The 23,171-nt window shown below is 73.2% G+C and carries 24 protein-coding genes; 8 read left to right on the top strand and 16 right to left on the bottom strand.

All coding sequences use genetic code 11. The features are described from left to right. Window positions 1-125: 125 nt before the first annotated feature. The 6 genes from hemB to AB0B63_RS17105 all read right to left on the bottom strand — a co-directional run bounded on the left by hemB (window position 126) and on the right by AB0B63_RS17105 (window position 6,371). Window positions 126-1,109 carry a porphobilinogen synthase gene (hemB, locus tag AB0B63_RS17130; protein ID WP_357019455.1) on the bottom strand — a complete coding sequence of 328 codons (984 nt, stop codon included), beginning with the start codon at window positions 1,107-1,109 and terminating at the stop codon, window positions 126-128. 19 nt (window positions 1,110-1,128) lie between these two features. Continuing rightward, on the bottom strand, window positions 1,129-2,709 hold the full coding sequence (locus tag AB0B63_RS17125) for a uroporphyrinogen-III synthase (protein WP_208568304.1): 1,581 nt from the start codon (window positions 2,707-2,709) through the stop codon (window positions 1,129-1,131). Further along, window positions 2,706-3,674 carry a hydroxymethylbilane synthase gene (hemC, locus tag AB0B63_RS17120; protein WP_208568305.1) on the bottom strand — a complete coding sequence of 323 codons (969 nt, stop codon included), beginning with the start codon at window positions 3,672-3,674 and terminating at the stop codon, window positions 2,706-2,708. The genes AB0B63_RS17125 and hemC overlap by 4 nt, the downstream gene beginning before the upstream one ends. After that, window positions 3,671-5,056 carry a glutamyl-tRNA reductase gene (locus AB0B63_RS17115; RefSeq protein ID WP_357019450.1) on the bottom strand — a complete coding sequence of 462 codons (1,386 nt, stop codon included), beginning with the start codon at window positions 5,054-5,056 and terminating at the stop codon, window positions 3,671-3,673. The genes hemC and AB0B63_RS17115 overlap by 4 nt, the downstream gene beginning before the upstream one ends. Continuing rightward, the gene (locus AB0B63_RS17110; RefSeq protein ID WP_357019447.1) at window positions 5,053-5,823 is read right to left on the bottom strand and encodes a redox-sensing transcriptional repressor Rex; all 771 of its coding nucleotides are present in this window, start codon (window positions 5,821-5,823) and stop codon (window positions 5,053-5,055) included. Before AB0B63_RS17110 ends, AB0B63_RS17115 begins: the two co-directional genes overlap by 4 nt. Window positions 5,824-6,116: 293 nt before the next feature. Beyond that, window positions 6,117-6,371 carry a glutaredoxin family protein gene (locus AB0B63_RS17105; RefSeq protein WP_208568308.1) on the bottom strand — a complete coding sequence of 85 codons (255 nt, stop codon included), beginning with the start codon at window positions 6,369-6,371 and terminating at the stop codon, window positions 6,117-6,119. Window positions 6,372-7,081: 710 nt separating this feature from the next. On the opposite strand from AB0B63_RS17105, the gene AB0B63_RS17100 reads away from it, so the two are divergent. From AB0B63_RS17100 to AB0B63_RS17090, 3 genes are all read left to right on the top strand, one after another. Further along, window positions 7,082-8,158 carry an ECF subfamily RNA polymerase sigma factor, BldN family gene (locus tag AB0B63_RS17100; RefSeq protein ID WP_357019443.1) on the top strand — a complete coding sequence of 359 codons (1,077 nt, stop codon included), beginning with the start codon at window positions 7,082-7,084 and terminating at the stop codon, window positions 8,156-8,158. A 230-nt stretch (window positions 8,159-8,388) separates the two neighbouring features. After that, entirely contained in the window at window positions 8,389-9,252 is an 864-nt protein-coding gene (locus AB0B63_RS17095) for a DUF5667 domain-containing protein (RefSeq protein WP_208568310.1), read from the top strand. Between the two features lie 109 nt (window positions 9,253-9,361). Beyond that, window positions 9,362-10,228 carry an HAD-IB family hydrolase gene (locus AB0B63_RS17090; RefSeq protein WP_208568311.1) on the top strand — a complete coding sequence of 289 codons (867 nt, stop codon included), beginning with the start codon at window positions 9,362-9,364 and terminating at the stop codon, window positions 10,226-10,228. Between the two features lie 178 nt (window positions 10,229-10,406). Here AB0B63_RS17090 and AB0B63_RS17085 read toward each other — a convergent pair whose 3' ends face one another. The 5 genes from AB0B63_RS17085 to AB0B63_RS17065 form a co-directional block, all read right to left on the bottom strand. Further along, the gene (locus tag AB0B63_RS17085) at window positions 10,407-11,279 is read right to left on the bottom strand and encodes a lysophospholipid acyltransferase family protein (protein WP_357019607.1); all 873 of its coding nucleotides are present in this window, start codon (window positions 11,277-11,279) and stop codon (window positions 10,407-10,409) included. A gap of 182 nt (window positions 11,280-11,461) precedes the next feature. Further along, entirely contained in the window at window positions 11,462-12,535 is a 1,074-nt protein-coding gene (locus AB0B63_RS17080) for an NAD-dependent epimerase/dehydratase family protein (RefSeq protein ID WP_357019438.1), read from the bottom strand. 120 nt (window positions 12,536-12,655) lie between these two features. Then, complete coding sequence (locus AB0B63_RS17075) at window positions 12,656-12,757, bottom strand: AURKAIP1/COX24 domain-containing protein (RefSeq protein ID WP_007465623.1); 102 nt, start codon at window positions 12,755-12,757, stop codon at window positions 12,656-12,658. Between the two features lie 233 nt (window positions 12,758-12,990). Then, the gene (locus AB0B63_RS17070) at window positions 12,991-13,203 is read right to left on the bottom strand and encodes a helix-turn-helix domain-containing protein (protein ID WP_091242358.1); all 213 of its coding nucleotides are present in this window, start codon (window positions 13,201-13,203) and stop codon (window positions 12,991-12,993) included. A gap of 179 nt (window positions 13,204-13,382) precedes the next feature. Further along, entirely contained in the window at window positions 13,383-14,303 is a 921-nt protein-coding gene (locus AB0B63_RS17065) for a proline dehydrogenase family protein (protein WP_208568313.1), read from the bottom strand. A gap of 157 nt (window positions 14,304-14,460) precedes the next feature. Between AB0B63_RS17065 and AB0B63_RS17060 the strand changes: the two genes are divergently transcribed. From AB0B63_RS17060 to AB0B63_RS17050, 3 genes are read left to right on the top strand one after another with little or no spacing between them, the layout of a single operon-like run. After that, entirely contained in the window at window positions 14,461-14,742 is a 282-nt protein-coding gene (locus AB0B63_RS17060; protein ID WP_244252654.1) for a hypothetical protein, read from the top strand. Between the two features lie 2 nt (window positions 14,743-14,744). Further along, on the top strand, window positions 14,745-15,911 hold the full coding sequence (locus tag AB0B63_RS17055) for a glutathionylspermidine synthase family protein (RefSeq protein WP_357019433.1): 1,167 nt from the start codon (window positions 14,745-14,747) through the stop codon (window positions 15,909-15,911). 19 nt (window positions 15,912-15,930) lie between these two features. Beyond that, window positions 15,931-16,479 (top strand): CGNR zinc finger domain-containing protein, encoded by a 549-nt coding sequence (locus AB0B63_RS17050; RefSeq protein ID WP_208568315.1) that lies wholly within the window; start codon window positions 15,931-15,933, stop codon window positions 16,477-16,479. Window positions 16,480-16,662: 183 nt separating this feature from the next. Here the strand turns inward: AB0B63_RS17050 and AB0B63_RS17045 are convergent, their stop codons facing one another. Both AB0B63_RS17045 and AB0B63_RS17040 read right to left on the bottom strand, forming a co-directional pair. Then, window positions 16,663-17,469: a sugar phosphate isomerase/epimerase gene (locus AB0B63_RS17045; protein WP_357019430.1), complete on the bottom strand. Its 807-nt coding sequence runs from the start codon at window positions 17,467-17,469 to the stop codon at window positions 16,663-16,665. A 76-nt stretch (window positions 17,470-17,545) separates the two neighbouring features. Continuing rightward, window positions 17,546-18,490, bottom strand: a complete 945-nt coding sequence (locus AB0B63_RS17040; protein WP_357019427.1) for a Ppx/GppA phosphatase family protein — start codon at window positions 18,488-18,490, stop codon at window positions 17,546-17,548. 73 nt (window positions 18,491-18,563) lie between these two features. Here AB0B63_RS17040 and AB0B63_RS17035 point away from each other — a divergent pair, with 73 nt between their 5' ends. Continuing rightward, the gene (locus AB0B63_RS17035) at window positions 18,564-19,376 is read left to right on the top strand and encodes a hypothetical protein (protein WP_208567916.1); all 813 of its coding nucleotides are present in this window, start codon (window positions 18,564-18,566) and stop codon (window positions 19,374-19,376) included. A gap of 18 nt (window positions 19,377-19,394) precedes the next feature. On the opposite strand, the gene AB0B63_RS17030 is transcribed toward AB0B63_RS17035, so the two are convergent. Together AB0B63_RS17030 and AB0B63_RS17025 are read right to left on the bottom strand one after the other, a co-directional pair. Continuing rightward, window positions 19,395-20,078, bottom strand: coding sequence for a response regulator transcription factor (locus AB0B63_RS17030; RefSeq protein ID WP_091242387.1), 684 nt, complete (start codon window positions 20,076-20,078; stop codon window positions 19,395-19,397). A 22-nt stretch (window positions 20,079-20,100) separates the two neighbouring features. Further along, a complete protein-coding gene (locus tag AB0B63_RS17025) occupies window positions 20,101-21,384 on the bottom strand; it encodes an ATP-binding protein (RefSeq protein ID WP_357019423.1) in 1,284 nt (427 codons plus the stop codon). A gap of 211 nt (window positions 21,385-21,595) precedes the next feature. On the opposite strand from AB0B63_RS17025, the gene phoU reads away from it, so the two are divergent. Then, complete coding sequence (phoU, locus tag AB0B63_RS17020) at window positions 21,596-22,249, top strand: phosphate signaling complex protein PhoU (protein ID WP_357019420.1); 654 nt, start codon at window positions 21,596-21,598, stop codon at window positions 22,247-22,249. Window positions 22,250-22,319: 70 nt separating this feature from the next. Here phoU and AB0B63_RS17015 read toward each other — a convergent pair whose 3' ends face one another. Then, window positions 22,320-23,087: a phosphoglyceromutase gene (locus tag AB0B63_RS17015; RefSeq protein WP_208567913.1), complete on the bottom strand. Its 768-nt coding sequence runs from the start codon at window positions 23,085-23,087 to the stop codon at window positions 22,320-22,322. Between the last annotated feature and the right edge of the window lie 84 nt (window positions 23,088-23,171).

Below are 23,171 nucleotides of genomic sequence, written 5' to 3'. Positions count from 1 at the left end.
ACAAGCCCAGAGGGCAGGGCAGGAAACAGGGGGTCAGGGCTGGGCACGGAGGGCGGGCCGGGGGCGGGGGACGCCGACGAGGGTGGGCCACGGCGCTCGCGGCACGGGCCAAGCCGCCCCGGGAGTCAGTAACGCTGACGGAGCAGCGTCGCGGCTTCCACCGCCCAGTAGGTGAGGATGACCTGCGCGCCGGCCCGACGGATCGAGGTGAGCGTCTCCAGCATCACCCGCTCGCGGTCGATCCACCCGTTCGCGGCGGCCGCCTCGACCATCGCGTACTCGCCGGAGACCTGATAGGCGGCGACCGGTACGTCCACCGCGGCCCGGACCGCCGCCACCACGTCGAGGTAGGGCAGCGCGGGCTTCACCATCACCAGGTCGGCGCCCTCGGCCACGTCCAGCTCGACCTCGCGCAGGGACTCCCGCAGGTTGGCCGGGTCCTGCTGGTAGGTGCGCCGGTCGCCGTCGAGCGCCGACTCGACGGCGTCGCGGAACGGACCGTAGAAGGCGGAGGCGTACTTCGCCGCGTACGCCAGCACCGCCACGTCGGCGTGACCGGCGGCGTCGAGGGCCCGGCGGACCACGCCCACCTGGCCGTCCATCATCCCGGACGGGCCGACCATGCCGACCCCGGCGTCCGCCTGCGCCACCGCCATCTCGGCGTACGCGGCCAGGGTCGCGTCGTTGTCCACCCCGCCGTCGGGGGTGAGCAGCCCGCAGTGCCCGTGCGAGGTGAACTCGTCGAGGCACAGGTCGCTCATCACCACGGTGGCGTCGCCGACCTCGGCCACCACGTCGCGGATGGCGACGTTGAGGATGCCGGCCGGGTCGGTGCCGCCGGAGCCGGTCGGGTCCCGCTGCTCGGGCACCCCGAACAGCATGATCCCGCCGACTCCGGCCTGGACCGCCTCCACCGCCGCCTTGCGCAGCGAGTCCCGGGAGTGCTGGAGCACCCCCGGCAGCGACGCGATGGCCCGTGGCCCGGTCAGCCCCTCCTTGACGAACATCGGCACGACCAGCTCGGCCGGGTCGACGCGGGTCTCGGAGACCAGCCGCCGCACGGCCGCGTTACGGCGCAGCCGGCGGGGCCGGATCTCGGGGTACGGCATGAGGGGCCTCCCAGTACGACTAGCGGAACCTGAGCGCGGTCGGCCCCTGCACCTTCGAACCCCGACGCTGCTTCGCCGGCATAGCGGCGAGCTTCTCGCGCAGTTCGACGGCGTAGGCGGCGAGCGCCTCGACCAGGTCGGGCACCGAGGCGTGCGGCGGCTGCACGTCGACCCGCAGGCCGAACTCCGTCGCGGTCTCCGCCGTCTTGGGCCCGATGACAGCGACAACGGTACGCGCGTGCGGCTTCCCCGCGATACCGACGAGGTTGCGCACCGTGGAGGAGGACGTGAAGAGCACCGCGTCGAACCCGCCCGACTTGATCGCGTCGCGGATCTCGGCGGGCGGCGGGGCGGCCCGGACCGTCCGGTAGGCGGTCACGTCGTCGACCTCCCAGCCGCGCTCGGTGAGCCCGGCGGCGAGCGTCTCGGTGGCGATGTCGGCGCGCGGCAGCAGCACCCGGCCGACCGGGTCGAGGATCTCGTCGTGCGGGGAGAACTCGGCCAGCAGCCCCTCGGAGGACTGCTCCCCGGCGGGCACCAGCTCCGGCTGGATGCCGAAGGCGCGTACCGCGTCGGCGGTGGCCTCACCGATGCAGGCGATCTTGACGCCGCCGAAGTGCCGGGCGTCCAGCCCGTGCTCGGCGAACTTCTCCCAGACCGCCCGGACCGCGTTGACCGAGGTGAAGATCACCCAGGCGTACCGGCCGTCGACCAGCCCCTTGACCGCCCGCTCCATCTGGGCGGGGGTACGCGGCGGCTCGACCGCGATCGTCGGCACCTCGCACGGGATCGCCCCGTACGCGCGCAGCCGGGCGCTCATCGCCCCGGCCTGCTCCTTCGTCCGGGGGACGAGCACCTTCCAGCCGTACAGCGGGCGGTTCTCCCACCAGCTCAGCCGATCCCGCTGGCCGACGCCCTCGCCGACGGTGAGCACCACCCGGCCGGTGAAGCCGAGCGCCGCCGCGACGAACGAGTCCACGCTCGACGTGGTGGTGTACTGCGTCTCACCGGTGCCGTCGCCGGTCACCCCGACCCCGGTGGTGCCGTCCACCCCGGCGGCCAGCAGACCGTCCCGCACGGCGGCCAGGTCACCGGCGTCGACCGCCAGGGCCAGCGAGCCCCGGGCGACGGCGGCGGCGAGCGCGTCGAAGTCCAGCGCGCTGACGTCCTCGACGTCGGCGGCGGTGCGTACCCCGGGCAGCGGCACCCCGGCGTAGGTGGCGACGCCCTCGGCCTGGCCGACGCCCGGCACCACCTCGAAGTGCGCGGCGGTCCGCGCGACGGCCTGCACCTCCTTGACCACCGAGTCGTGGCCGAACGGGTCACCGGCGACCAGGTGCACCGCGTTGAGCCCGGAGCGGGCCGCGCTGATGAGCATCTTCGCCACGTCGCCCGGTACGCCCTCGGCGGGGCTGAACTGGGCGTCGGCCCGGGCCTGGGCGCGCACGACGTCGAGCAGCGACTCGGGGACTCCCCGGTCGTACACCACCTGGTCGGCGTCGGTCAGGGCGTCGTGGGCCCGGCGGGTCAGTAGGCCCGGGTCACCGGGTCCGGCGCCGACGAACGCGATGCGGCCGACGGGCTTACGGGTGCGGGTCATTCTGTGCTCCCAAATTGCTGGGTCCCCGGGCCGGTGCTTCCTTCGTGGCCGAGGATCGAGTCGGCGCCGAGTTCGAGGAGTTCGGCGGCGAGTGCCTTGCCGATCTCCGCCGCGTCGGCGGGCGTTCCGGTGCGGGACAGCCGGAGGTCTCGGGAACCGTCCGGGCTGATCACCGCCCCGCGCAGGTAAATCTCGTCACCGTTCTCACCTTCGGCGAGTTCGGCGTAGGCGGCGACCGGGGCGGAGCACCCGGCCTCCAGGGTGGCCAGCAGCGCCCGTTCCGCGACGACCGCGGCCCGCGACGGTGCGTGGTCGAGCACGGCGAGCAGCTCGACCAGGTCGGAGTCGTCGGCCCGGCACTCCACGGCCAGCGCGCCCTGGGCGGGCGCGGGCAGCATCAGCATCGGGTCGAGCGTTTCGGTGATCACGTCGGTCCGGCCGAGCCGGGCCAGCCCGGCCCGGGCCAGCACGACCGCGTCGAGGTCGGCGTCCGGGCCGAGCACCCGGCCGAGCCGGGTGTCGACGTTGCCCCGGATCGGGGTGACCTCCAGTTGCAGGCCGAGGGCGTGCAGCTGGGCGATGCGGCGCAGCGCGCCGGTGCCGACCACGGCGCCGGGCGGTAACTCCGCGAGGGTACGACCACCGGTGGCGACCAGCGCGTCGCGCGGGTCCTGCCGGGGCGGCACCGCCGCGACGTGCAGCCCACTCGCCTCGGCGGTGGGTAGATCCTTGTAGGAGTGCACGGCGAGGTCGATGGTGCGGGCGGTCAACGCGTCGCGCAGCGCCGAGACGAAGACGCCGACGCCGAGGCGCTGCACCGGCGCGGACGACCGGTCCCCGGCGGTGACCACCTCGACCAGCTCGACGGCGCGGCCGGTCGCCGCGGTGATCGCCGCGGCGACGTGGCCGGACTGGGCCATCGCCAGGGCGCTGCCCCGGGTGCCGAGGCGCAGGGGGGTACTCATCGCTCACCTCCGGTGGGCGGCTGGTCGGTGTCGGTCGCCGGCAGGTCGGCGACCTCGAACGATCCATGGCCGGTCTCGACCACGTCGGGCACCGAGTCGACCGGCGAGGTCTGCGGCACCTGCAGGTCGAACAGCTCGCGCAGCAGCGCGGCGTACTGGTCGCCACCCGGTTCGGCGGCGAGCTGGCGGACCTTGACGGTGGGCTGGTGCAGCAGCCGCTGCACCACCCGGTGCACGGTCCGGGCGACCTCGGCGCGCTGGTCGTCGCTGAAGTCGGGGCGACGCTGGGTGAGCCGGCGCAGCTCGGCGGCGACCACGTCGTCGGCGCGTCCACGCAGGGCGGCCACCGTGGGTGCCACGTCGGCGCCGCGCAGCCAGCTCAGGAACGCCTCGACCTCGGTGGCCACGATCCGGCCGACCTCGGCGGCGTCGGCGGCGGCCGGGCCGTCGGCGAGCAGGGTGGCCATCCGGTCGATGTCGATCACCTCGACGCCGGGCAGCCCGGCCACCTCGGGTGCGACGTCGCGGGGGACGGCGAGGTCGAGCAGGACCAGCGGCCCCCGGTCGGGGTCGCGGCGGGCGAGCGCCCCGGTCACCACGTCGACGGTGAGGACCGGTTCGGTGGCGGCGGTGGCGGCCACTACGATGTCCACTGTGGAGAGCGCGGGGACGAGTCCGGCGATCGGGACGGCGTTCGCCCCGTACGACTCGGCCAACCGGACCGCCCGGTCGACGCCCCGGTTGGTGACGGTGAGCGGGCCGGCGTCCCGGCGGGACAGCGTCGCCACGCTCAGCGCGCCCATCGCACCCGCGCCGACCACCAGGGCCGGCCGGCCGGTGAGGCCACCGTCGAGCAACTCGGCGGTGAGGTCCAGGGCGGCGGTGACGACGCTCTGCCCGGCCCGGTCGATGTTGGTCTCGGCGTGGGCCCGTTTGCCGACCCGCAGCGCCTGCTGCATCAGCTCGTGCAGCAGCCGCCCGGCGGTGTCCGCGCCGGAGGCCCAGTGGTAGGCGTCGCGGAGCTGGCCGAGGATCTGCGCCTCGCCCACGACCATCGAGTCCAGCCCGGCGGCGACCCGGAAGACGTGGTCGACGGCGGCGGCGTCGTAGTGCACGTAGAGGTGGTTGGCGAACGCGGCGGGTGGGGCGCCGGCCTGCTCGGCGAGGACCGCGCAGATGTCGCCCAGGCCGCCGTGGAAACCGGACACGGCGGCGTAGACCTCCACCCGGTTGCAGGTGGAGACGAGCACCGCCTCGGCGACGTACGGCTGGGCGACCAGGCGGTCCAGGGTGCGGGTGAGGTCGGCGGGGGCGACTGCCAACTGCTCCAGGGTAGCCACGGGAGCGGTGCGGTAGGACGCGCCGACGACGAGCAGCTTCACGTGCCGATCGCCTCCTGGGTGTCGGGGGTCGTGAGCCCGCCGGGCAGGGCGGTGAGGGCGGAGCCGCCGGTGGCGGGCAGCGCGGTCAGCGACGCCTTGCGGTGCTCGTGGAAGGACAGGATCTGCAGCTCGATGGCGAGGTCGACCTTGCGCACGTCGACCCCGTCCGGCACCGAGAGTACGCACGGCGCGAAGTTGAGGATGCTCGTGACGCCGACGGCGACCAGTTGCTCGGCCACCGCCTGGGCGGCCGGGGCCGGGGTGGCGATCACGCCGATCGAGATGGCCTCCTCGGCGGCGACCCGGGGCAGCTCGTCGACGTGCCGGACGACCAACCCGTTGATGATCTCGCCAACCCGGGACGTGTCGGCGTCGAAGAGGGCCGCGATCCGGAAACCCCGGCCGGCGAAGCCGGCGTAGCCGGCCAGGGCGTGACCGAGATTACCCACCCCGACCAGGGCGACGGCCCGCCGTTGGGTGAGCCCGAGCACGAACTCGATCTGGTCGATCAGCAGGGCGACGTCGTAGCCGACGCCCCGGGTGCCGTACGAGCCGAGGTGGGAGAGGTCCTTGCGGAGCTTGGCGGAGTTGACCCCGGCCGCCCCGGCCAGGCCCTCGCTGGAGACCGTCTCGTGGCCGGCGTCGGCGAGGTTGTGCAGGGCGCGGAGATACTCGGGGAGCCGCGCGACGGTCGCCTCCGGGAGGTCCGGGAGCGCCGGTACGGCACCGGCGCGGCCGGGCACGCCAGGGTGACGGTGCTGACTCATGAGACTCCGTGCGGTGCGATCCTCGGCCGGCTCCGGTGCCCGCCCGTTGGGGGACCCCCGCCGGTGGCCGGGTGAGCCGGCCGTGCTAGCAGGGCGCGTCGAAACTACAGAGTAGGCGCTTGTGAAGACGTGCACAAATCGCGATCTTGCTGAATCGCGGCACTCCTCCACCAGCTCCCCCATCCCGCAAGATCGATCCGGCACGCCAAGGGTGCCGCCGCGCGATTATTGCGCAATCCCGACTTCCCTCACCAATCGCGCGCGACTGCTGACCCACCGTGATCCGCGCCACCCTAGAGCTGGGGAGTGGTCAGATCCTTGAGCAACCGCTCCTCCTCCACCCGCCAGTACCCGTGCTCCTTGCCGTCGAGCAGCACCACCGGCAGCCGGTCGCCGTACTCGCGCTCCAGCTCGACGTCGCCGGTCACGTCCTTCTCGACCCACCGGTCGCCGGTGACCGCCACCACCCGCTCCAGGGCGGCCTTGGCGTCCTCGCACAGGTGACAACCGGGTCGGGTGATCAGGGCGAGCCGGGCGGCAGTGGACATCGGGACCTCCGGGTACGGGCGGCCGAACTCGGCCGCGACGGGGATGCGCGCGGTGGACGGACCGGTGCGCACGGGTGCCGGATGCCCGGCGACACGCGCCGGGCACGCCCGCCCAGTCTCGCCCGTCCACCGGTGCGCCACACCCGGGACGGCCGAGCCGGTCGCGCGGTGGCTGAGTCTGGCACGCCCCCGACCGCCCGGCCAGGCCCACACACCGTACGGTCACGCAGCGTCAACGGGCCCGCCCGAACGGAGGGCCGATCCGGGTCCCCGACCGCGCCGGGACGGGGCCGGGAACACCGGTGGACGGACCGGCGCCGCGGCGTGTCGTCGACCGCCCACCACCCCACTGAGCTGCAATTTCCACCCCGGATCAAGTCGCGACGTGAAAGTCAACCGACCACGACGGACAACCGGTCCGCCAAGGCTGTGCGGCCCCGGCAAATACTTTGGCCCTGTGTAACGGACTTGGCACACACGGGTGACGTTGGCCCTATCATCACTCGGGTCGGCTCACCCCATTTGCCGTGAGTCGACACCCCTCAGCCCGAGGAGGCCCCCGTGCCTGTGCGCGCATTGGACCAGCACCTCAAGGGGATCTGCCGCGCGTCGGCACCCCACCACACGGCCCTGTCCGACAGGGACAGACCCGGCGCGGCGGCTGCCCGCCGCCGTCCGGGCCCGGCCGTGTCGCGCCCTCGGGAGGCCCGATGACCGCCTTCGGCTACCCGGATCATCCCACCGGGCTGACCGGGCCGACGCCCCGCGCATCGGTGAACGAACGGTTGGACCCGGCCCGCCCGGAGGCGGCGTCCCGCCGGGTGCACCAGCGTCCACACCCCAACGAGGCGGCACCCCGGCCCGCCGCGCCCGGTGGCAACGCCACCCCGGCCGGCCGGGTGACCTCACCCGCCCGGCCACCCACCATGCCCACGCAGAGCCGCCGGGTCGGCGACCCCCCCGCCGTGACCGATCCGACCGGCGGGGAGACCGCCGTCATCCCGGCCGTACCGGCCGACGAGACCGCACTGATCCCGGCCGTACCGACCGACGACACCGCACTGATCCCGGCCGTGCCGACCGACGACACCGCACTGGTCCCGGCCGTACCGACCGAGGGCACCGCACGCCCGACGGTCCCGGCCCCCGCCCCGCCCGGTACCACTGCGACGCCCACCGGCACCCCGCCCACCGGCTTTCCGAGCCGACCCGACCCGTCCGACCCGGCCACCGAGGTCTGGACGCTGGTCGAACGGGCGCAGGCCGGCGAGGCCGAGGCGTTCGGACTGATCTACGACCGGTACGTGGACACGGTCTTCCGGTTCGTCTACTTCCGGGTCGGCAACCGCCAACTGGCGGAGGACCTCACCTCGGACACCTTCCTGCGCGCCCTCAAACGGATCGGCAGCTTCACCTGGCAGGGCCGCGACCTGGGCGCCTGGCTGGTCACCATCGCCCGCAACCTGGTCGCCGACCACTTCAAGTCCGGCCGCTACCGGCTGGAGGTGACCACCGGTGACGTACTCGACGCCGACCGGGAGGACCGCGGACCGGAGGGCAGCCCCGAGGCGGCGGTGGTCGAGCACATCACCAACGTCGCGCTGCTCACCGCCGTCACCCGGCTCAACCCGGAACAGCAGGAGTGCATCGTGCTCCGCTTCCTCCAGGGCCTCTCGGTGGCGGAGACGGCCCGGGCGATGGGCAAGAACGAGGGAGCGATCAAGGCGTTGCAGTACCGCGCGGTCCGCGCGCTGGCCCGTCTGCTACCCGACGGTTTCCAGCCCTGACCTGCGGCAACGATCACTCTTCGTGATTTCGCTGCCGGCCGCCCCGTAACCGGTGCCCGGCACGGAGCGTTTCTCCGGGTGCGGCCGGTGGTTGTCCCGGCGCCCCCGGATCCGTCCCGGTCCAGGGCAGCGCCGCCGACCACGACCCTGGTACGACGGTGCACGCCGCCGCCGGTCGCTGGGAACCACCGCGGCCGACCGGCCGTGACCAGCGAGAGGGGGTGCCTACGGTGGACAGCGACCTTTTCTCCCGTCGTCGGGCCGTACGCTTCGCCCAGCTTCTCGACGAGGCCAACGGCGGCCGACGCCACCACGTCCGATCCCGCGCCGACGACCAGCTCACCAGGCTCGTGGCGGTCGGGCAGCGACTCGTCGCCGAGCGACCTGACATCCAGGTGGACGTCGAGTTCCGCGCCGGCCTGCGGGCCATGCTGGTGGCCGCCGCCGAGCGGGAACACACCACCGACCCGGCTGCGGCCGGCACCCCGCAGGCCACCGGCCGGAGTTCGCTGCTGGGCGGGGCGACCGCCCGCCGGGCCCGGGCCCGGGGCGCCATCCTGGTGGGCATCGCGGCCGGGGCGGTAGCCGTCTCCGGCATCTCCGCCGCCAGCGAGAACGCGGTGCCCGGCGACGCCCTGTACGGCATGAAGCGTTCCACCGAACGGGCCCAGCTCGCCCTGGCCAAGTCGGACCTCAGCCGGGGGCAACTCTTCCTCGACTTCGCCCGGACCCGGCTCGACGAGGCGGCGACGCTCCGCGACGACGCGACCGGGTTCAGCGCGGTCCTCGACGACATGGACGCCGACACCCGGCAGGGCGTACGGCTGCTCACCACCGGTGCCGCGCAGCACACCGATCCGGCGGCGCTGGACGCGGTGAACACCTTCGTCACCGGGCAACGTCGGGCGGTGGCCGGCCTGCTCGACGGGGCCGGCTCCGCCGAGCGGGAACGCACCCGGCAGTCCCTCGCCCTGCTCGACGCGATCCGCAAGCGCTCCGACGCGCTGCGCGCCGCGATCGGCTGCGCGTCACCCGCCCCGGTCGACAGCGACGCCCTCGGCCCTGTCCCGGCCGGCTGCCCGATCGGCCGCTGACCGGCGGCAGAGTCACCCGCCACAGTTCCTGCGTGGACCGGTCGACCGGCGTCCCGGCCCGACTAGGCTCGTCAACGAAGGCACGCTCGACGGCGCGGGAGGAGGTGCGATGGCCGACACCCGCAAGGTGACCGTCAGCACCGACGCCCACGGGCACACCGCCGGCTGGGCGGACGCGACGCCGGCGCCCGGGCCGGCGGATTCCCGCGCCGCTGCGTTCTTCGACGTCGACAACACCATGATGCAGGGCGCGTCGATCTACTGGTTCGCCCGTGGGCTCGCCGCCCGCCGCTACTTCACCACCGGTGACCTGGCCCGGTTCGCCTGGCAGCAGGCCCGGTTCCGGTTGCTGGCCACCGAGCACGCCGGCGACATGTCGAAGGCCAGACAGGCCGCCCTCGCCTTCGTCGAGGGTTGGCGGGTCGGTGACGTCGAACGACTCGCCGAGGAGATCTTCGACGAGTTGATGGCACCACGGATCTGGGTCGGCACCCGACGGCTCGCCCAACGCCACCTCGACGCCGGCCAGCGGGTCTGGTTGGTCAGCGCCGCGCCGGTGGAGATCGGCCGGGTGATCGCCGCCCGGCTCGGCCTGACCGGCGCGATCGGCACCGTCGCCGAGGTGGTCGACGGCGCGTACACCGGCCGGCTGGTGGGTGACCTGATGCACGGGCCGGCGAAGGCCGAGGCGGTCCTCCAACTCGCCACGGTCGAAGGGCTGGAGCTGGCCCGCTGCACCGCCTACAGCGACTCCTGCAACGACCTGCCGATGCTCGACGCGGTGGGCCGGGCGGTGGCGGTCAACCCGGACGGCGCGTTGCTGCGTACCGCCCGGGACCGGGGCTGGGAGGTCCGGGACTTCCGCACCGGGCGCCGGGCCGCCCGGATCGCCGTACCGTCGACGGCGGCGCTGGGGCTGCTGGCCGGCGCGGTCTCCGCCGGCCGGGCGCTGCACCGACGCCGCCACCCGGCCTGACCCCGGCGCCACCCGGACCGCAGCCGACCCGCCGGGCCACCGCGCCGCGCCCTCCCCGGACCGGGCCACCGCGCGCCACACCCTCCCCGCGCCGGGCCACCGCGCCGCACCGCACCCTCTCCGGACCGGACCGGGCCACCGCGCCACACCCCCGCGCCGGGCGGCCGGAGCCGCAGGCTCAGGGGCCGAACGGGTCGGGGCGGCGTTCCAGCAGCTGGTGCAGGGTCTGCTGAATGGTCTCGCGGACCTGGTCGGCGAGGTTGAACACGACCAGCGGGTCGTCCGCCGAGTCGGTCAGGTGGGCGGTCGGGATCGGCGGGCAGAACTCGATCAGCCACTTGCTGGGCAGCGGCACCATGCCCAGCGGCCCCAGCCACGGGAACGTCGGAGTGACCGGGAAGTAGGGGAGCTTGAGCAGCCGGGCCAACGGTTTGATGTCGGCCAGCATCGGATAGATCTCCTCGCCGCCGACGATGGCGACCGGGACGATCGGGGTGCCGGTGCGCAACGCCGCCGAGACGAAACCACCCCGGCCGAAGCGTTGCAGCTTGTAGCGGTCGGAGTAGAGCTTGCCGATGCCCTTGAACCCCTCGGGGAAGACGCCCACCACCTCGCCGTTGCCGAGCAGCCGCTCGGCGTCCGGGTTGCAGGCGACCGTACCGCCGGTCTTGCGGGCCAGCTCGGAGACGACGGGCATCCGGAAGACCAGGTCCGCACCGAGCAGCCGCAGGTAGCGGCGGGCGGGGTGCTGGTCGTGCAGGGCGGCGGAGAGGATCAGCGCGTCCAGGGCCACCGTGCCGGAGTGGTTGCCGACCACCAGGCCGGCCCCGTCGGTGGGCACGTGCTCCAGGCCGGTCACCTCGGTGCGGAACCAGTCGCGGTAGAGCATCCTCAGCAGCGGATGGAAGACCGCCCCGGTCAGCTCCGGATCGAACCCGAACTCGTCCACCTCGTACTGGCCGGAGAGGCGGCGGCGCAGGAACGCCAGGCCGGAGGCGACCCGACGGTCCCACTGGTCACCGGGCCGGTCCGCCACCGAGGGGCCGGCCACGTCAGGCTCGGCGGGCACGGGCACGGGCACGGGCACGGACTTAGGCGCGGGCGTGGGCGCAGGCGCGGACTTGGGCGCGGGTCGGGCCAGGTCGGGGGCGGTGGGCTCGGGCCGGGCCCCGTTGCGCGACGGCGGGGCGGGGACGGGCGGCGTGGTGAGCCGACGGTGGCCGTTCTGCTCGGTCACGTACGGTCCCGGACCGCGGAACGGACCTGCCGGATGCTCTCCAGCACCATCTGCTCGGCCATGGCGAGCTGGTCCCGGCTGAGGACGGCACCACCGTGGTGGGCGCGGATGAAGTCGTCGAACGCGACGGCGGTGGAGCGCGGGGTGAAGCCGTACTCCCGGGTCAGTCGGCGGGTGTCGACCACCCGGCCGTGCACGATCAGGTCGACCTGGTCGAGGCCGTAGCGGCCGAAACCGAGGTTACGGGCGATCGCGGCGGCCCCGGACAGCCCCGGCTCCCACACCGGCACGGCCACCCGACCGGCCCGGCGGATCGCCTGGGACAGCGAGAGCACCCCCGGCCCGGCGACGTTGTACGTGCCCGGGTGGTCCTCGGCGACCGACCGGTGCAGCACCTCCAGGGCGTCGTCGAAGTGCACGAACTGGAGCCGGGGATCGCGGCCGAAGACGGTGGGCACCACCGGCTGGGAGAAGTACCGGGTGAGTGTGGTGTCGGCGGTGGAGCCGATGAACGGGGCGAAGCGCAGCACCGTCGCCGTCACGTCGGGTCGACGGCGACGGAAGCCGCGCACGTACCCCTCGATGTCGAGGATGTCGCGGCCGAAACCGCCGCGCGGCACCTCGCGGGGCTCGGTCTCCTCCGTGAAGACCGCCGGGTCGCGGAAGGACGCGCCGTAGGCGGCGGTCGACGACCGGACCACCAGCTTGCGCAGCCGGGGTGCCCGCTGGCAGGCGGCGAGCAGCTGCATGGTGCCGATGACGTTCTGTTCCTTCATCCCCGACCGGCCGCCCTGCTGCGGGTCGGGGGCGGTGACCAGGGCGAGATGGACCACGGCGGCGACGTCGAGGTCGGCCAGCAGGCCGCCGAGCGAGTCGAGGTCCAGCCGGATGCGTTCCACCCGGTCGAGCAGGCCGGCGAACTCGGGGCCGGGAGTGGCCGGGTCGACGCCGATCACCCGTTCGATGCGGGGGTCGGCGGCGAGCCGGGCGGCGACGTGCGCCCCCAGATAACGACCGACCCCGGTCACGACGACGACCCCCGGAGCACCTGGGGTGCCACCGGGGGTCATCGCGCACGCCCTGACCGGCAGGCGAGATCGAGCCGGGATGTCCGCGGCCTGATCACCTGAGCCTCCGGGGGTCGACAGATGGCAAGTGGTGCCGGACGCCGGGTGGTGACCCGGCGTCGGTCACTTGCCGAGACGGCGACGCTGGACGCGGGTCTTGCGCAGCAGCTTGCGGTGCTTCTTCTTAGCCATGCGCTTGCGGCGCTTCTTGACCACCGAGCCCATACGACAGCCTTTCGATGCAACGTTCGGCACGGACGCCCGGCGTCGAGATGGTGACGCCGGTGGCCGCTCTGCGGACAACGGACCTGGACCCAGCCTGGTGGCGGCGGGGCACACCGGCGCACGGTTCAGGATCGGCTCCAGGGTAGCCGGAGAGCGTCAGCAGGACCAACGCGCCCCCAGCCGATGCCCGTTACGTCGCGATCGGTGCGGTCGTACGGCCGCGACCGGCGCGATCAGGCGGTCTCCTGGAACGCCCCACGCAGATAGTCGTGTACGGCGTGCTCGGGCACCCGGAACGAGCGGCCCACCCGGACGGCGGTGAGTTCACCGCTGTGCACCAGGCGGTAGACCGTCATCTTGGACACCCGCATCACCGCGGCGACCTCGGCGACCGTGAGGAACCTGACATCCGACAGCCGACCGTCGGAGGACTGCGACCCGGCCATGGCTCACCCGACCCATCCCATGCCCGGCGCGCGCCACCCGACGGAGCTTCCGCACGGGCCGGCAACGCGCGTGTTACCAGTACGGTAGCGGGGCGGCTGTGACCTGCGCGATCCCTTCCCACAACTCATCGCGCACCGGGCGTCGTTCACCCGGTCGTGACCTGGTGTTCCCGGATGGCCTACTTCTTCGAGGCCAGGGCCCGACCGAAGAAGACCAGGTTCGCGGGGCGCTCGGCGAGGCGGCGCATCAGGTAGCCGTACCAGTCCTCCCCGTACGGCAGGTAGGTGCGCACCGTGTAGCCCTCACCGGCCAGCCTGGCCTGCTCGTCGGGGCGGATGCCGTACAGCATCTGGAACTCGAACTCGCCGGGGCCCCGGTCGAACCAGCGGGCCCGGTCCTCGCCGATGGCGATCAGGCGCGGGTCGTGGGTGGCCAGCATCGGGTAGCCCGCCCCGGACATCAGCACGTTGAGGCAGCGCACGTACGACTTGTCCACCTCGCGGGCCGACTGGTACGCCACCGACTCCGGCTCGGCGTACGCGCCCTTGCACAACCGGACCCGCGACCCGGCACCGGCCAGCTCCCGGCAGTCCGACTCGGTGCGCCGCAGGTACGCCTGGAGCACCGCCCCCGTCGACGGGTGGTCCTTACGCAGCTTGACCAGCGTGTCCAGGGTCGAATCGGTGGTGGTGTGGTCCTCCATGTCCAGGGTGACCGTGGTGCCCGCCTCGTCGGCCGCCACGCAGATCGCCCGCGCGTTGTCGTAGGCCAACTGCTCGTCGAAGCGCTGACCGAGGGCGGAGAGCTTGACGCTGACCTCGGCGGCCGGGGTGAGCCCGGCGGCGTCGAGTGCCCGCAGCAGGGCGAGGTACTCGTCCCGGGTGGCGGTGGCCTGGTCGGGGGTGACGGTGTCCTCGCCGAGGTTGTCGAGGGTGACCGTCAGGCCGTCGGCGACGAGTTCGCGGGTCGCGCGCAACGCGTCGTCGGTGCCGGTGCCGGCGACGAACCGGCGGACGACGTCCCGGGTGAGGGGGGCCGTCGCGACGAGCCGCTCGACCTGGGATGACCGGGAGGCGGCGAGGATGACGGAACGGAGCATGAGCCGAGCGTAACGTCCGACCGTGGGACCGCGCCCGGCGGCGGGGCGGACCGGTTCCGGCTGCGGGGCGCACCGTGCCCGGCGGCGGGGCGGACCGGTTCCGGCCACGGTACGGGCCGGTCAGGAGACGCGCCGGTGGCGTGGATCAGTTACAACCATGAACGTGGAACGACACCCCCGCCGCCGGCTGCGGTCGGCCTCCGTGCAGCTCGGCGCGCTCACCGCGCTGGCACTCGCCCTCTCCGGCTGCAACCTCACCTCCGACGACGACGATGACGACTGCGCCCTCGGGCCGGTCGGCGGCGGGGACACCGTGGCGCTCGCCATGCAGGTGCCGACCGTCGGCATCGCCCCCCGGGCCGCCGCACCCGACCCGGTGGCCGGCGCGCTGCCGGAGCGCGGCGGCTTCGGCACCCACCTCGCCTCCTGCGGCGGCTGACGGTGCGCCGGGAGCGGGTCACCCCCCGCCCGGACTTCGACTCGGTGATCCGCACCCAGGGCCTGGTGTACGTCGACACCGAACTGCCCGACGGCGAGATCATGTCGTACTGGGACGAGTCCGCCGCGTACGTCTTCGACCTCGACGAGGTGCTGCGGCTGGAGGAGGCGACCGAGGAGTTGCACCGGATGTCGGTGGCCGCCGCCGAGCACGTGGTGGCCCGCAACCGGTACGCCGAGTTCGGCATCCCCGACTGGGCGGCGCAGGCGGTGGCCCGGTCGCTGCACGAACGCCCACCCACCCTGTACGGCCGGTTCGACCTGGCCTACGACGGCTCGTGGCCGCCGAAGCTGCTGGAGTACAACGCCGACACCCCGACCGCCCTGGTCGAGGCGAGCATCGTGCAGTGGTACTGGCTGGAGGACACCCGGCCCGACGCCGACCAGTGGAACAGCCTGCACGAGCGGCTGGTCGGGGCGTGGGCCAAGATCGGGTCGGGGCTGCACGACCGGCGGGTGCACGTGTGCTGGTCCAACGAGGAGGAGTCCGGCGAGGACCAGATCACCGCCGGTTACCTGGCCGAGACGGCCCGGCAGGCCGGGCTCGACGTGACGCTGCTGCCGATCCAGCACGTCGGGTGGGACGGCCGGCGCTTCGTCGACGCCGCCGACCGGCCGGTCACCACCTGCTTCAAGCTCTACCCGTGGGAGTGGATGCTGGCCGAGCCGTACGGCCGACCGGCGTTGGACCCGGGCACCCCGACCACCTGGATCGAACCGGCCTGGAAGCTGCTGCTGTCGAACAAGGCGCTGCTGGCGGTGCTCTGGGAGCTGTACCCGGGGCACGAGTTGCTGCTCCCGGCCTACCTGGACTCACCGCGCGGAATGCCGGAGTACGTGGCGAAGCCCTTGCTCGGCCGGGAGGGCGGCTCGGTACGCATCGTCACCGGCGACACGGAGATCAGCAATCCGGGGATCTATGGTGACGAGGGCTTCTGCTATCAGGAGTTCCGGGCGTTGCCGCAGTTCGACGGGGGTCGGATGGTGCTGGGCAGCTGGATCGTCGACGGCGAGTCCGCAGGCGTCGGCATCCGGGAGAGCGAAAGTCTGATCACCGACGGTTACGCACGCTTCCTGCCGCACTACATCGACGCGCCGCGTGCCGCATGAGTCGTCTACCGTTGGTCGGGTGAACTTCGACGCGTACGCCAGGACCGGGGTTGACCTAGTCAACGCCCACCTGGACGACCTCGACGACCTGCGGGCCCTCTTTCCGGACGACAACGCGTGGATGCGCGACGAGGTCGCCGACCGGGACCTGGCAATCTTCCGGCGGGCGCAGAAGCGGTTGCGCGACGTCTTCGAGTACGGCACCTCGGGGCGCGACGCCCAGGCGGTGGCCGAACTGAACGCCATGCTGGAGGCGTTCCCGGTGCAGCCGCGCATCTCGGGTCACGACTCCAGCGACTGGCACATGCACGTGACCAGCCGGGGCGCGTCGGTCAGCGCCGAATACCTGGCCGGCGCGGCGTGGGGCCTGTCGGTGTGGCTCTGCGAGTACGGCAGCGCCCGGTTCGGGGTCTGCGCCGACGAACGCTGCCGCAACGTCTACCTGGACACCTCGTCCAACTGCTGCCGCCGGTTCTGCTCGGAGCGCTGCGCCACCCGCTCCCACGTCGCCGCCCACCGCGCCCGCAAACGCGCCGCCGAGCAACCCACCCTCACCCCGGTCCCCTGACCCCTCCCCCGCGCTCTCCCCCTCCCGCGCCCGCCCTCCCGTTCCGCCTCGGTGATCAAGAGGTTTACGTCAGTTGATCAAGAGGTTTACGTCAGATTCACGCCCGAACATGACGCAAACCTCTTGATCACCGGGGCGAAGTGGGGGTGGGGCGGGGGTGGGGTGGGAGGGGAGGTGGGGGGGTTAGGCGTTTAGGGGGGTGGGGGCGGTCAGGTGGGCGCGGGCGAAGGTGAGGGAGTCGCGGAGGTCGGCCTCGCGGACGGCGCGGCTCTTGGCGCCCCGGGTGGTGACCTCCACCGCGACCGAGCCGGTGAAGCCGCGGCCGGCCAGGGAGCGGAGCAGCTCGGCGCAGGGTTGGGTGCCCCGGCCGGGGACCAGGTGCTCGTCGCGGCCCTCGCCGGTGCCGTCGCCCAGGTGGACGTGGGCCAGGCCGGCACCCATCCGGTCGGCCATCGCCAGCGGGTCGCTGTGCGACGCGGCGCAGTGCGACAGATCGAGGGTGTACGCGGGATAGCCGACGTCGGTCGGGTCCCAACCGGGCGCGTACGGGACGAACTGCCGGCCGGCCATCCGCACCGGGTACATGTTCTCCACCGCCAGGTGCAGCCCGGTGAACCGGGCGGCGACGGTGGCCAGCCCGTCGGCGAAGGTCCGGGCGTAGTCGCGTTGCCAGGTGAACGGCGGGTGCACCACCACCGTCGGGGCCTCCAGCGTGTCGGCCAGCTCGGCGGCCCGCCGCAGCCGCTCCCACGGGTCGGGGCTCCACACCCGCTGGGTGACCAGCAGGCAGGGGGCGTGCACCGACAGCACCGGGACGCCGTAGTGCTTGGCGAGGCCACGCAGCGCGCCGGCGTCCTGGCTGACGGCGTCGGTCCAGACCATCACCTCGACCCCGTCGTAGCCGAGTGCCGCGGCGAGCTGGAACGCCGCCGCGGTCCGCTCAGGGAAGACCGAGGAACTGGACAGGAGCACCGGGACGCGGGAAGTCACATCTCCGAGGGTAGCCCGGCCCGCCACCACAGTTCCGGACGAGCAACCGCAAAAGCCGCGCAACCACCGGCGTACGTCACATCGGTGCCAGCTGATCCAACCGTCTGAGGATGACGCCCTCACGCAGCGCCCACGGGCAGATGTCCACCGCCGGCACGTCGAACCGGCGCAGCACCGCCTCGGCCACCACCGCCCCGGCCAGCAGTTGGTGGGCCCGCCCGGCGCTGACCCCCTCCAGCCCGGAGAGCTTGCCCGGTGGGATGTGCCGGACGAACCCCAACACCTGCCGCACCCCCGTGCGGGTGAGGCTGCGCCGCGCCCACAGCCCCGCCGAGGAGGGGGCCGCCCCGGCCAACCTGGCCAGCGTCCGGAAGGTCTTCGAGGTGGCGACCGGCCGTTCCCAGCCCACCCCGGCCAGTTTCTCCACCACCGGGTCGAGCTGCGCGTCGACGTACTCCCGCAGCTCCTCCACGGCCTCGGCGGTCGGTGGGGTCAGCCCCGACGGGTCGACGTGCAGCCGGTCCCGGCTCAACCGGCCGGCCCCCAACGGCAGCGACACCGCCACCTCCGGGTCCTCGTCGATGCCGGCCGCCAACTCCAACGAGCCGCCGCCGATGTCCATCGCCAGCAACCGCCCCGCCGACCAGCCGAACCACCGTCGCACCGCGAGGAACGTCGCCCGCGCCTCGTCCGCACCGGAGAGCACCTCCAGCCGTACGCCGGTCTCCTCCCGCACCCGGGTGAGCACCTCGGCCGCGTTGGTGGCCTCCCGCACCGCGCTGGTCGCGAAGGCCAGCAGATCGTCGGCGGCCAGCGCGGTGGCCGACGCGCGCGCCGCGCCGACCGCCTCGACCAGCCCGTCCGCGCCGGCCCGGGTGAGCGCGCCGTCCGGGCCGATCTGCTCGGCCAGCCGCAGCACCACCTTCTCGGAGTGCGCCGCCCACGGGTGCGCGCCGTGGTGGGCGTCGACCACCAGCAGATGAACCGTGTTGGAACCGACGTCGAGCACACCCAGCCGCATGGGAAGACCCTAGGGCCACCGGGTTTCGGTGGCACGCCGGCCGGCCGCACCGGGCGCGCGTACGCTGGTCCGGGTGACGAGCCAGGTGGAGCTGCACGTGCTGGTGGACGACCCCGGCGACCCCCGCAGCCGGGAGGTGGGGCTGGACTTTCCCCGGGAGTGGATCGAGTTCGTCGACCCGGCCGACGAGCGGCACCTGGTCCGCGCCGACCTCACCTGGCTGCTGTCCCGCTGGACGTGCGTGTTCGGCCAGGGCTGCCACGGCATCGTCGCCGGCCGGGCCGCTGATGGCTGCTGCTCGCACGGCGCGTTCTTCACCGACACCGACGACGAGAAGCGGGTCCGCGCGGCCGTCAAGCGGCTCACCCCGCAGACCTGGCAGCACTTCCGCAGGGGTACGAAGAACTGGACCGCGACCGACACCATCGACGGCAAGAACCCGGCCCGGCGTACCGCCACCCGGGGTGAGGACGCCCCGTGCGTGTTCCTCAACGACGCCGACTTCCCCGGCGGGGGCGGATGCGCCCTGCACGGCCAGGCGCTGCGCGACGGCGTGCACCCGCTGGAATACAAGCCGGACGTGTGCTGGCAGTTGCCGATCCGCCGGGACCAGGAGTGGACCAAGCGGCCCGACGACACCAAGGTGCTGGTGTCGACGCTCGCCGAGTTCGACAGGCGGGGCTGGGGTTCCGGCGGGCACGACCTGGACTGGTGGTGCACCTCGTCGACCGACGCGCACGTCGGCACCGAGCCGATGTACCTGTCGTACGGCCCGGAGCTGACCGCGCTGATCGGCGCACCCGCGTACGCGAGGCTGGCCGAGCTGTGCGCGGCCCGGCTGGGCCAGGGTCAGATCGCCCCGCACCCGGCCAGCCCGCAGGGGTGAACGCCGTGCGCCGCCGGCCTACGGCTCGAACTTGTAGCCCAGCCCGCGCACGGTGACGATGAACCGGGGCGCGGACGGCTCCGGTTCGATCTTGGATCGCAGCCGCTTGACGTGCACGTCCAGGGTCTTGGTGTCACCGACGTAGTCGGCACCCCAGACCCGGTCGATGAGCTGCCCCCGGGTGAGCACCCGGCCGGCGTTGCGCAGCAGCAGCTCCAGCAGCTCGAACTCCTTGAGCGGGAGCTGCACGGTCGTCCCGTCGACGGTCACCACGTGCCGCTCGATGTCCATCCGGACCGGGCCGGCGGCCAACGTCGGCGCACCCGACTCGGTCACCTCGGGGCTCTGCCGGCGCAGCACCGCCCGGATCCGGGCCACCAGCTCCCGGGGCGAGTACGGCTTGGTGACGTAGTCGTCGGCGCCGATCTCCAGCCCGACCACCTTGTCGATCTCGCTGTCCCGGGCGGTCACCATGATGATCGGCACGTGCGAGCGCTGGCGCAGCTGCCGGCAGACCTCCGTCCCGGACATCTCCGGAAGCATCAGGTCGAGCAGCACGATGTCCGCGCCGGTCCGGTCGAACTCGGTGAGGGCGGAGGTGCCCGTCGCGGCGACGGAGACCTCGAATCCCTCCTTGCGGAGCATGTACGACAAGGCGTCGGAGAACGACTCCTCGTCCTCGACCACCAGTACGCGGCTCAACGGGGTGTTTCCTTTCCTACGGTCAGGACCGGCGCAGTTCGGCCGGGCCGGGCTCGATCCCAGCGGACGGCAGTATCGTCTCCAGGGCGTCCGGCGGGCCGGCGGGTAGCCGGAGGGTGAACGTCGAGCCCCCTCCCAGGGTGCTCGCCACCTCCACCCGGCCGCCATGGTTGCTGGCGATGTGTTTGACGATGGCCAGGCCGAGGCCGGTGCCACCGGTGGCGCGGGACCGGGCCTGGTCGGCCCGGTAGAACCGCTCGAAGATCCGGTCGACGTCGGTGGGGGCGATGCCGATGCCCTGGTCGGTGACGGAGAGCGTGACGTGGTCGTCGTCCGCCCGGGTGGTGACCCGGACGGTGGTGTCCTCGCCGGAGTAGGTGATCGCGTTCTCCACCAGGTTGGACACGGCGGTGGCGAGCTGGCTGTCGCTGCCGTACGCGGTCAGCCCCCGCTGTCCTTCGGTGATCACCTGGACCCGGCGGGCGGCGGCCGAGGTGCGGGTCCGGTCGAGCACCTCGGCGATCACCCAGTCGACCGCGACGGGTTCCGGCGCGGGTTGCGGCTCGGCGCCCTGGAGCCGGGTCAGTTCCAGCAGCTCCTGCACCAGCCGGCCGAGCCGGGTCGACTCGTGTTGGATGCGTTCGGCGAACCGGCGGGCGGCCAGCATGTCCTCGGAGAGGTCGGGTGCGCCGTCGGCCGGTTCGGTGGCGTCGACGAGGGCTTCGGCGAGCAGTTGCAGCGCGCCGATCGGGGTCTTCAGCTCGTGGCTGACGTTGGCCACGAAGTCCCGCCGCACCCGGGCCAGCCGGTGCGACTCGGTGACGTCGGCGGCTTCGACGGCGATGTACCCGCCGCCGATGCCCATCGCCCGCAGGTGCACGCCGAGCGGGTTCTCCCCGGCGTTGTCGCGACCCCGGGGCAGGTCCAGCTCGATCTCGCGCCGCACCCCGGTCCGCCGGACCTGCCCGGCGAGGGTACGGATCAGCGGATGGGCCGCGATGGTGCCGGGGGTGGCGCCGGTACGGAGCAGTCCCATCGCCCGGGCGGCCGGGTTCACCAGCACCGGCACGTCGTCCGGGCCGAGCACCACGACACCGGCGCGGAGTGAGTCGATGGTCTTGCGGCCGAGCCCGGTCAGCCCGCCGGACTGGTCGTCGGGAATCGCACGCCTCCCCAGGTTCCAGCGGGAGCCCTCGCTCCCGGACGGCGTCATCCGACGCCGCCAGTCGTGGACGGGTCGGGCCAGCAGCAGCCCGGCGACCAGTCCGGTCCCCAGGGCCACCACGATCGCCACCGCCCACTCCACCCGGCGATCGTAGGGTCATTGTTAACCTGGCTATCGCCCATAACAGGACGAACCACACTCGCTTTGGGAGAAATTCACTCCCGGGCCCCGCGTCGTTCACCCGGGTTCATCTGCGGTCCGTCGCCCCCGCCTACGGTGGGTCCCGCACCTGCTCAACCCGTACGCCGACGGCCCTGGGGGCTGCCGGCGGCACCGACCCCAGGAAGTGACGATGCGCGACGAGTTCCGGGCCGACCTGCAGATTGTCAGCCAACTGCTGGTGGACATGGCGGAGGGGGTGCGCGCCGCGATGCGCCAGGCCACCCGCGGGCTGCTCACCGCCGACCGCGAGGCGTCCGAGACCGTGATCGCGCGGGACGCCGAGATCGACGACCTCTACCAACACGTCGAGGAGCGGGTCTGCGACCTGCTCGCCCGGCAGGCGCCGGTCGCCTCCGACCTGCGCGCGATGATCACCGCCCTGCACGTCGCGGCCGACCTGGAGCGGATGGGCGACCTGGCCGACCACGTGGCGAAGACCGCCCTGCGCCGGCACCCGTCCCCGGCGGTGCCGGCCGAGCTGCGGCCGGTCTTCACCGACATGGCGTCGGTCGCCGACCGGATGGCCGAGAAGATCGGCAAGGTGCTGGCCAGCCCCGACGCCGACATCGCCGCCGAGTTGGACCGCGACGACGACGTCATGGACGACCTGCACAAGAGCCTGTTCGGGGTGCTGCTCGGCGACGGGTGGCCGTACGGGGTGGAGACGGCCATCGACGCCACCCTGCTCGGCCGGTTCTACGAGCGGTTCGCCGACCACGCGGTGAACGCCGGCGAGCGGGTGGTCTACCTGATCACCGGGGAGACCGTCCCCGCCACGAGCTGACCCGCACCGCGCGACGGGAAGTGCTCCCCGCCCGGCGACCTCCGCCGGGCGGGGAGCACTTCACTGCGGGTCAGCGGCCCTGGTTGGCGACCGCGGCGGCGGCCTCCTTGGCGGCCGTCGGGTCGAGGTAGGCCCCGCCCAGGGTGATGGGGCGCAGCTGCGGGTCGAGGTCGTAGCGCAGCGGGATGCCGGTGGGGATGTTCAGCTTGGCGATCGCCTCGTCGGAGATCTGGTCGAGGTGCTTGACCAGGGCGCGCAGCGAGTTGCCGTGCGCCGCCACCAGGACGGTGCGGCCGGCGAGGATGTCCGGCACGATCGAGTCGTACCAGTAGGGGAGCATCCGCTCCACCACGTCCTTGAGGCACTCGGTGCGCGGCATCAGCTCGGTCGGCAGCAACGCGTACCGCGGGTCGCCGACCTGGGAGAACTCGTCGTCGTCGGCGATCGGCGGCGGCGGCGTGTCGTACGAGCGACGCCAGAGCATGAACTGCTCCTCGCCGTACTCGTCCAGGGTCTGCTTCTTGTTCTTGCCCTGCAGGGCGCCGTAGTGCCGCTCGTTGAGCCGCCACGACCGGCGCACCGCGATCCAGTGCCGGTCGGCGGCGTTCAGCGCCAACTCGGCGGTGCGGATCGCCCGGCGCATCACGCTGGTGTGCACCACGTCCGGCAGCAGGTCGTGCTCCCGCAGCAGCTCGCCGCCACGGCGGGCCTCCGACTCGCCCTTGGCCGTCAGGTCGACGTCCACCCAGCCGGTGAAGAGGTTCTTCGCGTTCCAGTCGCTCTCACCGTGCCGCAGCAGGACCAGCGTCCCGACGGTGGGTCCCTCGCTCGCAGTCATGCCGATCATCCTGCCGCACGCGGCGCGGGGACACGCGGGCAGTGGTGGTGACGACCACCACGTGGAAAACCGGGTGACCGGTGT

This window comes from Micromonospora sp. NPDC049081 (assembly GCF_040648835.1).
Classification (GTDB): Bacteria; Actinomycetota; Actinomycetes; order Mycobacteriales; family Micromonosporaceae; genus Micromonospora; species Micromonospora antibiotica.
This window is presented reverse-complemented; position numbering and strand designations above follow the sequence as displayed.